Source organism: Bacillus sp. P4_E1 (assembly GCF_056401715.1).
The window spans coordinates 181,683-193,517 of record NZ_JBFUIV010000010.1; the positions used below are offsets into that span (position 1 = coordinate 181,683).

Genomic DNA, 11,835 nt, shown 5'->3' on the forward strand with positions numbered 1-11,835 from the left:
ACCTACTTACATAGAACACCTTTCTCCTTATTTGAACTCTAGGGAATAGAGCACACTTAAGAAAGCGGCACGTTATATGTAAGCGGGTGTTCTCAAATGTTCTCTACCCTAGTTATTTTGTTACCTTTACTATATTACGCATTTATTAAGTCAGTTTTGATAAATTGTTAATTAGATGTTAATCGAATGTTAATATTCACCATATTACTTTTACAATAATCTAGATATACGAATAAATCCCAACAGAACACAACAATGTTTAAAATTCAATCAATGTGTAAATTCATTCCATAGTTAATGAGTTTTAGTTTTCTCGCCACTGCTTGCGAAGCAAAGTTATCCCAAGAAGTACTATAAAGCGGAATGCGCTTTTCCTCTTGTATTGATAGTGCCCAGGCTGTAACGACATCAGCACCATATCCATTCCCTTGAAACTCCACTAAAGTTTCTACACTTGCCTCAGCAGCTACGGGCGTACTTCTGGCACTGCAACATATAGAAACTACCTTTTCATTTTTTACAATTGCAAAATAAGGTCGCCTCCATTCCATCTGTTCTATTAGATTAGAAAAATTTTCTCGCAAAAGCTCTTTATTCTTCTCTGTTATTTGTATTGTTCTAGTTGGCTTATGTAAATTATTAGGGAACATGAAAGCAGGACCCACCCAAATATTCTCCACCGTTCTCTCTTCATTTAATACTTTAATGATCTTTGCTATCTCAATGTGATTTGAGCATTCTCGAATTAATTTCTCAATCTTACTTATCATTTCACCATGCAGTTTATAATGATACCTCGTTATATTCCCTTCACGAGTTCTGCTAAGAAAAAAACGTGGTGCTTTCAGATTTCCATTTTCATTTACACACTTTATTCTTCCTACTTGATTATGAACAAATAAAACTTCTGCCTGAATTGCTATTAACTCAAGTTCTGAAAATCGCATTTATACCCTCCTTAACTACTATTTGTAGCCTTCTCGATATAGCATCCATCCATTTTTTCAAAACAAAAATCCCATTTAAATACACATTACTGAATCCATCATACTAAAATGACTTCTTCATTCTGTCTATCTAAATGGGATTATCTCGTGCTTTTTATTTCTTCAGCTTGTTATTCTGCCAGTTGTGGTTGCGGCTGTACTACTTCATTCGCTCCAGCTATCCTCAACATATTCGCAATATCTTTAAAACCTCTTTTTTCAGCATATTGCAGCGGCGTAATATTTTCCTTATTGGCCATATTTACATCTGCCCCGTGGTCAATAAGCATTTGAATTACTTTCTTATGACTTTCACTACCATTTCCTAATACAATTGCTTCTAATAAAGCTGTTCCACCACGTTCATTCTTATAATTCACATCAATATCTGTATGCTCTAATAATTCTTTAACAACCTCTACATGGCCACGCTCAGATGCAGAAATAAGTGCTGTTCCACCTGACTTAGTCGTTTCCTTCGTATTAACTCCTGCATTAATTAATACTTTTACAATATCCGTATATCCTTCTCTACTTGCATAAAGAAATGGATTACTTTGTTTTTCGTCTTGAATTTCAATATCAGCACCCGCATCAATTAATGCTTTAACTGTCTCTACATGATTTTGATACGTCGCTGCAAGGACAGGCGTTTCTCCGTTGTCACCTTCTACATTGATATTCGCTCCATCTTGGATCAGCTTCATAGCTGTTTCTGTGTCTCCAAGCGTCGCAGAAAGTAGCAACTGTTTGTCCATTAAATTTATACTTTTTTCTTCTTTAGATTCTTCCTGTTCTTTATGCTTTTCTTTTTTCTTTTCGTTTTTCACATGAACCGGTTTTGATTCTGGCTCCTCTTGCTTATCGCAAGCCACTACCGTCATTAAAAGTCCTAATAACATACATAATAAAATTTTTTGTTTTCTCACAACTACAGCTCCTATGAAAGATAATGTTTTCTTAACCATTCCTCCATCACATACAATAACTCTTCTTGAGTACATTTATCCATAAGCCCTTTAGATTCCTTCTTTAATCGGATTATCTTAAACTTATACTATGTTTCTCAACCTATTGGAATGATACGCCTGATGGCCTCATCATTAACATTATGAAGCAATTAGTTTAGCACGTTTTTACCGCATTTGTATATATTTCTAAAAAGTACATAAATGATTGCTTTAGGTTACTATATTCCATTGTAACCGTTCTTCTAAAATTTTTACACCTTTTCTATATTTGCACCTGAGTAATAATAGAAAAAGACAACTATATAGTTGTCTTTTTCTATTATTAATGATGCCCACCGTGATTCCCTGTTTTCGGTTTCCCCATCATCTCTTTATTCATTTCCCATTTATGCTCTGATAGCTCTTTATACGAAAGAACTTTCCCCTTATAGTTAGATACAAAACTCTCTGCATCTTTTTTATTTTTAAATGAAATGACATTATAAGCCATCGGTGTCGTTATTGTTTTATCATATACGTAAGTAGCATCTTCTAACGAAACCCAATCTTTCGAATCATAATCTCGAACAAATTTTTCTTTCGTCTTTTCACCTGAATTGATCTCCATCCATTTATACATACAACCGATATCATCAAACTTTAACGCTTTTCCACTTTCTAAAATGATTTCTGTTGCAAATTGATTATCCATTACCCCGATTTGGCAAATATCACATTTATCATGTTTCTCATTAATTGCCACAGCTTTTATTTCCTGTTTTCCACATCCTACTGCCATAAAGATGAAACATACACATATAACAAGTACGACATATTTTACCCTCATTAATATTCCTCCCTAAAAACCGTATACTCCACGAAAAGAATAGCAGAAGGTTGTGTGAGATTTGTGAAAAAACAATGTTCTTTTTGTAATATATGGAACAAAAAAGAGATGTGCAGTTACTTCTACACATCCCTCATCATTCACAACCAGTAATTAATAAATCATCTTCCAGCTTAACTAATAATGTATCCGTATCAATTTCCTGTCCAACTTCTACATTTACTAATCTTATATTTCCACTGATCCCTATCCCGATTTTCTCAAGCTCACCATCATTTTTTCGGATCATCATTAATTTCTCCCATTCATATACGTAAGAGGATTCATTAATAAAAATCTCCTCTACTTTTCCTTTACATGAACTATAAATCTCTTCTATTCTTGTTTCCATTCAAAATCTACTCCCTACTTCACGCGCTTCTCGTTTTCACCTTATTCTACCATTCTTGTACGAAGGCATTTATCTTTTTAAAAATTCAAAATTACCTCATGAACAAAATGATCAAAATAAAGATTATGTTTCTAATGATGTTATTTCTTTAATTATTTACCATTCGAATTGAACCTTTTATTATAAATAAAAAACCTTTTATCTGAATTTTCGTTTTATATTGAAAGCGCAATCATTTTTTGAGGGGGAGATTACATGGTAGCATTACTTGGATTTGCAATGGTATTCGTCTTTATGTTTTTGATTATGACTAAACGTATGTCAGCCTTAGTCGCATTAATATTAGTTCCAATTATTTTCGCATTAATTGGTGGCTTTTATGCCAATATGGGCCCGATGATGTTAGAAGGAATTCAAAAGCTAGCACCTACTGGTATTATGCTTATGTTCGCCATTTTATATTTCGGAATTATGATTGATAGCGGTTTATTCGATCCTGTTATTAGTAAAATTTTAAAATTTGTAAAAGGTGATCCTTTAAAAATTGTTGTTGGTACAGCTATTCTTACTATTATCGTTTCATTAGATGGTGACGGAACAACAACATATATGATTACAGTTTCCGCAATGTATCCACTATATAAACGTCTTGGAATGAATCCACTTATATTAGCTGGGGTTGTTATGTTAGGGGCAGGTGTTACAAATCTTACACCTTGGGGTGGACCAACTGCTCGGGTTATGAGTGCTCTTGGACTTGATGCATCAGAGCTCTTCACACCACTTATACCAGGAATGATTGCTGGTGCAATTTGGGTAGTTTTCGTTGCCTATTATCTTGGAAAAAAAGAAAGAAAACGTTTAGGAATTATGGATGTCCAATATTTAAAACAAATGCAAACAATGGATGAGCAAGCTGCGACAGTCGAAGCTGAAATACATAAACGCCCGAAACTGCTATGGATTAACTTTTTATTAACTGCTTCCCTCCTCGTTTGTCTCATACTAGAGATTATGCCGTTACCTGTTTTATTTACAGTCGCTTTTGCTATTGCTGTTATGATTAACTATCCAAACTTAGAACAGCAAAAAGAGCGTATTGCGTCTCACGCTGGAAACGTATTAGCGGTTGTTTCTCTCGTCTTTGCTGCTGGAATTTTCACAGGTATTCTATCTGGAACAAAAATGGTAGATGCAATGGCTCAAAGTGTTGTTACTCTTATACCAGATGCACTTGGCCCCCAACTTCCAATTATTACAGCTTTACTAAGTATGCCGTTCACATTTTTCATGTCTAATGATGCCTTTTACTTCGGCGTATTACCTATTTTAACGAAAGCTGCTGCCGCTTACGGAATTAGTGCAGCAGAAATGGGACGTGCTTCGTTACTCGGTCAACCTGTTCACTTACTGAGTCCCCTCGTGGCTTCCACTTATTTATTAGTCGGAATGGCCAAGGTTGATTTTGGTGAACACCAACGATTCACTTTACTTTGGGCTGTTGGAACGACAATGGTTATGTTGATTACTGGAATTGTAATTGGAATTATTCCAATATAAGATGAAACTAGAAAAAACAGTAGAGGAAATGTAATAATCCTCTACTGTTTTTATTGTTGAAAAAATCCCCTATGAAGAAACGCGGAAATACCTTCTTTCTGGCCTTCCCACACTTCCATATATAAGCTCCGCATGCACTTTCTTTCCAGAGATCAAATACTCTAAATAGCGCCTAGCAGTTGATCGGCTTACACCTACCATTGAACTTAGTATCTCTGCAGTAATTCCCTCTTCATTAATAGTTAGCATATGCTTTTTTATTTTTGCTAACGTTAAAGGGTCGATTCCTTTTGGCGCATATTCTATTTGATTTGCCTGCACCCCTCTTTGGGACCATAGATGTTCAATCTGTTCTGAAGATAATTGAGTATTTTTCTTTAACTTCGTAATCTTCTTTTGATAACTTTCTAAACTTGTTTTAAACCGATCAAATGTAAGTGGCTTTACAATATAATCTGTTACTCCGCCTCGTAAAGCATGTCGCACTACATCCGTCTCTGATGCGGCTGTAATCATAATAATATCTGTATCATGCAAATTATGCCTAATATATGTGACGAGTTCAGTCCCTTGCATGTCAGGTAAATATACATCTAATAAAACGAGTTGTGGCTTTACAAACTCTAACCATTCTTTCGCCTGTTCCCCAGTCGTTGCTGTTCCAATTACTTTAAACCCTTCAATTTTTTCAGTAAAACGACGATGAATTTCCGCAATCCGAATATCATCTTCTACAATCAATACTTCAATCCCCTCATTCATTACAATTCGCCTCTCTCTTTCGGTAATGCAATTATAAATAAAGCACCACCTAAATCCCCTTTTTCAATCGCAATACTCCCATTTAAATCTTCCACTAACTCTTTCACTTTCGCTAATCCATATCCACGTTTTTCGCCCGCCTTCGTCGAAAAACCTTTATAGAATATACTTGTAATTATTTCATCATGAACACCTTGTCCTGAATCTTCCACTTCAATTAATATTTCTTCTCCAATGTCTGTTACAAACATTCTTACTTTCTTATTATGTTCGTGATTTCTTTCGATTGCTTCAAATGCATTCGTAATCAAATTCCCTAAAATAGAAACAACGTAATTACTCTCAATATGCGGACTTAACTCTTCTAAACTACTTTCCCGATCTAACATAAAATCAATCTTCAACTCTCGCGCCCTATTATAAAATCCAATTAAAATCCCACCTAACCATGGATTTTGAATTCGTTTCATAATAAATTGAACGAACTCTTGATATACTGCTGTTTCCTTATGAATAAGCTCTAAAGCATCTTCATACGACTCTAATTGGATAAGACCCGAAAGCGTATACAATAAATTGTTATATTCATGCGTTTGTGCCCGCAATGCCTCTGTATATTGCCGCGTTTGAGACAATTCTGCTGTTAATTGATCCATTTCAGATTTCAGGCGTAAACTGGATACTACACCAGTTACTTTATGATTAACTTTAATAGGTAGACGATTAGCAATAACATCCTGTCCCTTTATATTTAATTGGCGATCAAATTGTTCTTCTCCGGTTTGAAGTACATCCAGTATCGATGAATTAGGAATAACATCTAAAATAAATTCTCCCATTATATTTTGTTGTTTATCTAAAGAAAGGATATCGTATGCCGCTTGATTTACTAAACTAACCATTCCATTTTTATCGATTACTACAATCCCTTCACGTACAGATTGAATAACTGTACTATGCTCCTCGTATAAAGATGAAATTTCTTCTGGCTCCATTCCAAACATCATCCGCTTAATACTTTTTGCTAAATATACAGAGCCTATTATTCCAATTAACAGACCTGTTATTGTAATCCAAAACACACGCTTTCCATACACTTCTATCGCTCCATGAATATCATCCATTGAAAAACCAACAGATACTACACCAATAATTTCATTATCCTGATTACGAATCGGGACTTTTCCGCGTAGTGAAGGCCCTAATGATCCCGTTGCTTTCGAAACATAAGATTCCCCTTCTAATAGAACCCCTTCATTATCTCCGCCAACCATTCTCTCTCCTATTTTATCTCGCTTAGGATGCGCATAACGAATACCATCTTTATTTCCAACTACAATAAAATCAGCATCTGTTTCGATTCGAATTTTTTCTGCAATTGGCTGAATAATAGAAGCTGGATTTTCTTTTTGAAAAGCTTCCTGGATTTCCGGTATAGCAGCAACTGTTTTCGCAACATGCAACGCTCTTTTTCCGATTTGGTCTTCTACCGTTTCAGATAATATGTAGTAAAATAAATAACTCGTTAACAGCAGTACAACAAGAATAAGTGTACTAATAGTTAATGTAATTCTCGGTTGCAGTTTCAATTTCTTCAATTTCAAAATCATTCCCCTAACATGGCTAAAGATAGAATTTAAAGAAAATACAGTTTTTTTAAATATCACCTTTTATCATAACACGGTTACTATATATTTCTTTATCTTTATCTTCATAAAGTGAAACTTTAATCAGTGGGGGTTTTGTTCATCCCTCACTGATTATTAGCCTTCACCAATCGGGCATCTACGGGCCGCCCGACTCCCACCTAACTTCTTTGCTCCAGCCGAATTATGAGGTGGGAGTTTTACTGCCCACAAATAGCGGGATAAAAAAAGAAACGAGGTAAAATTACTACCTCGTTTCTTAATGCTTGTTATTACACTTTAAATTTACCAATCATCTCTTGTAATTCTTCAGCCATTCGCGATAAGTGAACTGCTGCTGAATTTATTTCTTCTACTGAAGCTACTTGTTCTTCAGAGGAGCCAGCAATATTTTGAACGCTTGCTGCATTTTCTTCAATCGTTGCTGCAATTTCATTAATAGATGCACTTACTTGTTTTGTATCTATCGTCATTCGCTTCGCTACATCTACCATACTATCAATTTGTACAACTGTATCATTTGTAGATTTCAATATTTCTACAAAGCTTTGCTTCGCCTCATTTGCAACTACAAGCCCTGATTGTACCTCTGTCCCAACTTGATTCATAGAACTTACAGTTTCTCTTATATCAAATTGTATCTCTTTCACTAACTTTCCAATTTCCGTAGAAGACTGTCCCGATTGTTCCGCTAGTTTACGTACTTCATCTGCTACAATTGCAAAACCTCTTCCTTGCTCTCCAGCTCTTGCAGCCTCAATTGCAGCATTTAATGCTAATAAGTTTGTCTGCTGTGCAATATGTTGAATCACTTCTAGAATAGCTCCAATTTGCTTCGACTTATCATCTAATAAAGAAATGACTTCGTCTGACTGTGACACAGACTCATGAATTAATTGCATTTGATTCACAGTTTGTTCAACTAACTTTCCACCATCTTCAGCTTTTTGCTTCGTATACATAGAGGCTGTGGATACTAATGAAGAGCTATCCGCAACACGCTGAATTCCTTCTGTAACTTCTTCTAACAGAGTCGCTCCTTCTTCAACTTCCCGCGTTTGTATTTCTGCCCCACTCGATACTTGTTCCATCGCCCTTGTAATTTGTTCCGTCGCTTCACTTGCTTGCTTCATACTAGCCGTTAATTCTTCCGAAGAAGCTGCTACATGACCAGCTGAAGTATTAATATTTGAAATTACATCATGTAATGATGCCGCCATCTCATTAAAACTTTCACCTAACTGTCCAATTTCATCCCTCGAACGAACAGCAATTGATTCCGTTAAGTCACCTTCGCTAATTTTCCTCGCTGATATAACAAGTTGCTTTAACGGTTTAATAATAGAAGCAATTATGAAGTAAATTATAATTCCACCAATTATTAACGAGATACCAATAACAGTTAATGTTTTATAGAAAATAGGTTCAGCCGCTTCAATTATTTCTTTTGAAGGCATAATTCCTGCTATTTTCCATCCAGTTTGCTTATTTGTTTTAAAGGTAATATTACGATCCTCACCATCTAATGAGAATTTAAAATCACCTATTTCCTGCTTGTACAGCTCTTTTTCAAGTTTCTCTTCTACCTTCTCCCCCGGCTTTAACGCTGGATGTGCTACTACATTTTTATCTTGATCAAAAATTGCAACATACCCTTCTTTACCGATATTAACCATTTTTGAAGTATTTACAATATCATTAATAATTAAATCAATACCGAGAACGCCACTTTTATCTTCATTTTGTTTTGCTATTGTAACAACAATATTTCCTGTCGTTTTTGATTTATATGGAGCTGTGATAATTACTTCACCACTTTTTTTCACTGCCTCTTTATACCAATCTCTTTCTGTAGGATTATACCCTTCTGGCATTTGAAGTACCGGTGATTGAATAAATTGTCCATTACTAGATCCAGTATAGATTGCTTCCATTTCTGGATGTAATTTATTATATTCTTCTAATTTATTTTGCACGTTTTGAAGCTGATCTGCTTGATAGCTCGCTCCAGTGAATAATTTTGTAAAATATGCTGCGTCTACTTTCTTACTATCTAACTCTTTATTAATTACATTATTTAAAACCTTCACGTTATCTTTTGCTGATTGCAAAATTGTTTCATTAAAATTTGTCTTCGCCTGCTGATAAGACGTCCAACCAATTACAATACTTGGTGCAATCAAAATAATAATAAATGATACAAGTAACTTTGTTTTTAAGCTTCTACTCCTTAATTTTCCTTGAAACATATTCCTACCCCTCCATACCGTTTTAAATGCAATTTCTTTACATTTAATCTCTTTATACAAATCATACGATTTAAATGTATTGATGAGACCCTCTTTCTCTTTTCCCTCATCTTTCTCTACATTTAAAGTATTGTTACATACCTTTTTCATTCTATAGAATTTAAATAATTAAAACAATATATAAAAATGTACATTATTCGAAATATTACATTTCACGAAAGAACCTCTAGTATCCCATTTACTAGAGGTTCTTTTCATCTTGCTATTCTTTATCTTTGTTTATTTCTTTCTTCTCATCTTCTACTACTGATACTACAGGTTTATCATTTGATAGTTGTTGCACGGCACCTTTTCCAGCGAATCCTTCTAGTAATTCTTTTAAATCAATGCCAGAAGAAGCTTTTAACGTTTCTTGCATTGTTGCCATTAAATCTGTCGCATACCCTGCAACTTTTCCGGCGCCGCTATTCTTTCCACCACCGCCTGTATCAACGACTGTAATTTTATCAATGTTGCTAAGCGGACTCGCAATTTCTTTCGCATAACTCGGAAGCATTTTAAGAACCATATCCATAATCGCGGCTTGCCCATATAATTCAAATGCTTCTGCAATTTTTTGTTTCGCTTCTGCTTCTGCTAAACCTTTTAACCTAATAACATCTGCTTCCGCTGTACCTTGCGCCTTTTGTACTTCTGCCTTTGCCTGACCTTGTGCTTTTTCAATTTCTGCTTTTGCTAAACCTTCTACACGAACTTCTTCTGCACGTGCTCTTGCTTCTGCTTCAATTTTATATTGATCCGCATCTGCTTTTTTCATTTGTTTTACTTTTTCCGCTTCAGCTGATTGTTCAACAGCATAGCGATCTGCATCTGCCTTTTTCTTTACTTCTGCATCGTATTGCTTTTCACGACGCGCAATCTCTTTTTCTTCTAACTCAATTTGCTTTTCACGCTCAATGATTTTAACTCGCATTTGCTCTTCTGTAACACCTTGTTGCGCTTTCGCTTGTTGTAATTCGTAAGAAAGATCTGCATCTGCGCGAGCTTGTTCTTGGTCCCTCTTATAAGATTGTACTTTTAATTCCTTATGTTTTTCAGCTTCAGCGATTTGTGCATCACGTTGATATTCTGCTTCTTTTGCTTCTTTCTCAGCACGAGCTTTTTCAATTCGTGCCTCTTTTTCACGCTCTGCATTCGCAACTGTTGCATCACGCTTAACCATTGCAATTTGCGGCTGACCAAGTGCATCTAAGTAGCCGTTTTTATCCATTATTTCTTTAATTGTAAAGGAAACGATGCGAAGTCCCATCTTCTTCAAATCAGTAGAGGCCACTTCATGCACCTTTTGTGCGAATTGCTCTCTATTACTATAAGCATCTTCTACTGTCATAGAAGATAAAATAGCACGTAGATGCCCTTCTAAAACTTCTTTTGCTTCTACTTTTAACTCTTCCGTTTCTTTTCCTAAATATTGTTCAGCTGCTGTAGAAACTTCTTCAATTGTCGATCCTACTTTAATAATAGAAACACCGTTTACTGTAATCGGAACACCTTGTTTCGTATACGTATCACGTGTTCCAACTTCTAATTTGTAGTTTAATAAGCTAAGAAGTTCTGCCCGTTGCATAATTGGAACAACGAAAGTACCACCACCGCGGATAATCTTAATCTTCTTTCCATCATCAGTGATAACAACATTCTTTCCACCACCAAGCCAGTTCCCTGTTACAATTAATGCTTCATCTGGACCAACTGTACGATACTTCGTAATAAATACTAAAATGAGTAGAAGTAAAATTGCGAGTAAAACTCCACCGATAATTAATGGAATCGTCATGTAAATTCCCCCTTATAATTTTGGTTTCTTTAAAGAATAAGCGATGTTTTGTACAAGCAAAACACCATCTTGAACTCCTTCAATAATGACCTCGGTTCCTTGTGAAATATCTTTCTTTCCAATTGTTTTCGCTGGTATTGCATTACTTCCAAATGGAGAGGAGATTAACACTTCTCCAAATCCTTCTGTAGGAATTGTCGTAATGACTTCTCCCTTGCGACCAATGAATTCATCCATACGTTGCACCGTATTTTGTTCTGCTTCTGCAATCGGTTTTAAAATTAATATTTTCATTATGAAAACACCGATAAAAGATATAGCAAATGAACCAGCAAAAATAATAGTACTATTAAAGGAAAATAAATATTCTCCTATATAACTAAGTCCACATAACATGGCGAAGAAACTAAGTAGTAAAGTAACAACGGATACAGATCCGCCCCCAAAACTAAATATTGATTCAAATATATCTCCAAAGAAAATATAAATAACAGTGAGTATAGTAGCAATAATAAATCCATATAAATAAATTGTTTCAAGTGGATAACCAAACAAGACCATTTCTTATCCCCCTTTCTTAAACAATCCCTTTTTTGTTATATGTATG

General features: G+C 35.2%; 10 protein-coding genes and 1 pseudogene. 1 reads left to right on the forward strand and 10 read right to left on the reverse strand.

Annotated elements, in window-relative coordinates; genetic code table 11:
- Positions 1-266: 266 nt before the first annotated feature.
- The 4 genes from AC1DS7_RS15970 to AC1DS7_RS15985 all read right to left on the reverse strand — a co-directional run bounded on the left by AC1DS7_RS15970 (position 267) and on the right by AC1DS7_RS15985 (position 3,174).
- Positions 267-947 carry a GNAT family N-acetyltransferase gene (locus tag AC1DS7_RS15970; RefSeq protein ID WP_002125110.1) on the reverse strand — a complete coding sequence of 227 codons (681 nt, stop codon included), beginning with the start codon at positions 945-947 and terminating at the stop codon, positions 267-269.
- Between the two features lie 170 nt (positions 948-1,117).
- On the reverse strand, positions 1,118-1,990 hold the full coding sequence (locus AC1DS7_RS15975) for an ankyrin repeat domain-containing protein (RefSeq protein ID WP_002029673.1): 873 nt from the start codon (positions 1,988-1,990) through the stop codon (positions 1,118-1,120).
- A gap of 289 nt (positions 1,991-2,279) precedes the next feature.
- A complete protein-coding gene (locus tag AC1DS7_RS15980) occupies positions 2,280-2,783 on the reverse strand; it encodes a nitrous oxide reductase accessory protein NosL (protein WP_002140312.1) in 504 nt (167 codons plus the stop codon).
- A 136-nt stretch (positions 2,784-2,919) separates the two neighbouring features.
- A complete protein-coding gene (locus AC1DS7_RS15985) occupies positions 2,920-3,174 on the reverse strand; it encodes a hypothetical protein (RefSeq protein WP_002029671.1) in 255 nt (84 codons plus the stop codon).
- A gap of 255 nt (positions 3,175-3,429) precedes the next feature.
- Here AC1DS7_RS15985 and AC1DS7_RS15990 point away from each other — a divergent pair, with 255 nt between their 5' ends.
- Complete coding sequence (locus AC1DS7_RS15990) at positions 3,430-4,734, forward strand: CitMHS family transporter (protein WP_033730985.1); 1,305 nt, start codon at positions 3,430-3,432, stop codon at positions 4,732-4,734.
- A gap of 69 nt (positions 4,735-4,803) precedes the next feature.
- Here AC1DS7_RS15990 and AC1DS7_RS15995 read toward each other — a convergent pair whose 3' ends face one another.
- The 6 genes and pseudogenes from AC1DS7_RS15995 to AC1DS7_RS16020 form a co-directional block, all read right to left on the reverse strand.
- The gene (locus AC1DS7_RS15995) at positions 4,804-5,496 is read right to left on the reverse strand and encodes a response regulator (protein WP_002029668.1); all 693 of its coding nucleotides are present in this window, start codon (positions 5,494-5,496) and stop codon (positions 4,804-4,806) included.
- Positions 5,496-7,106: an ATP-binding protein gene (locus AC1DS7_RS16000; protein WP_033716301.1), complete on the reverse strand. Its 1,611-nt coding sequence runs from the start codon at positions 7,104-7,106 to the stop codon at positions 5,496-5,498. Before AC1DS7_RS16000 ends, AC1DS7_RS15995 begins: the two co-directional genes overlap by 1 nt.
- A gap of 308 nt (positions 7,107-7,414) precedes the next feature.
- On the reverse strand, positions 7,415-8,362 hold the full coding sequence (locus AC1DS7_RS16005; protein ID WP_431179786.1) for a methyl-accepting chemotaxis protein: 948 nt from the start codon (positions 8,360-8,362) through the stop codon (positions 7,415-7,417).
- Positions 8,354-9,541 (reverse strand): annotated as a pseudogene (locus AC1DS7_RS16010) (HAMP domain-containing protein); the annotation flags it as partial. The pseudogene AC1DS7_RS16010 and the gene AC1DS7_RS16005, both read right to left, overlap by 9 nt.
- A 112-nt stretch (positions 9,542-9,653) precedes the next feature.
- Positions 9,654-11,228: a flotillin family protein gene (locus AC1DS7_RS16015; RefSeq protein WP_002029662.1), complete on the reverse strand. Its 1,575-nt coding sequence runs from the start codon at positions 11,226-11,228 to the stop codon at positions 9,654-9,656.
- A gap of 12 nt (positions 11,229-11,240) precedes the next feature.
- Entirely contained in the window at positions 11,241-11,789 is a 549-nt protein-coding gene (locus tag AC1DS7_RS16020) for an NfeD family protein (protein ID WP_002134284.1), read from the reverse strand.
- Positions 11,790-11,835: the final 46 nt, after the last annotated feature.

Coding starts and splice junctions, on each gene's coding strand:
- AC1DS7_RS15985 (WP_002029671.1), bottom strand. CDS start 3,174: ATGGAAACAAGAATAGAAGAGATTTATAGTTCATGTAAAGGAAAAGTA.
- AC1DS7_RS16015 (WP_002029662.1), bottom strand. CDS start 11,228: ATGACGATTCCATTAATTATCGGTGGAGTTTTACTCGCAATTTTACTT.
- AC1DS7_RS15990 (WP_033730985.1), top strand. CDS start 3,430: ATGGTAGCATTACTTGGATTTGCAATGGTATTCGTCTTTATGTTTTTG.
- AC1DS7_RS15995 (WP_002029668.1), bottom strand. CDS start 5,496: ATGAATGAGGGGATTGAAGTATTGATTGTAGAAGATGATATTCGGATT.
- AC1DS7_RS15970 (WP_002125110.1), bottom strand. CDS start 947: ATGCGATTTTCAGAACTTGAGTTAATAGCAATTCAGGCAGAAGTTTTA.
- AC1DS7_RS15975 (WP_002029673.1), bottom strand. CDS start 1,990: ATGTACTCAAGAAGAGTTATTGTATGTGATGGAGGAATGGTTAAGAAA.
- AC1DS7_RS16020 (WP_002134284.1), bottom strand. CDS start 11,789: ATGGTCTTGTTTGGTTATCCACTTGAAACAATTTATTTATATGGATTT.
- AC1DS7_RS15980 (WP_002140312.1), bottom strand. CDS start 2,783: ATGAGGGTAAAATATGTCGTACTTGTTATATGTGTATGTTTCATCTTT.
- AC1DS7_RS16005 (WP_431179786.1), bottom strand. CDS start 8,362: ATGGCGGCATCATTACATGATGTAATTTCAAATATTAATACTTCAGCT.
- AC1DS7_RS16000 (WP_033716301.1), bottom strand. CDS start 7,106: ATGATTTTGAAATTGAAGAAATTGAAACTGCAACCGAGAATTACATTA.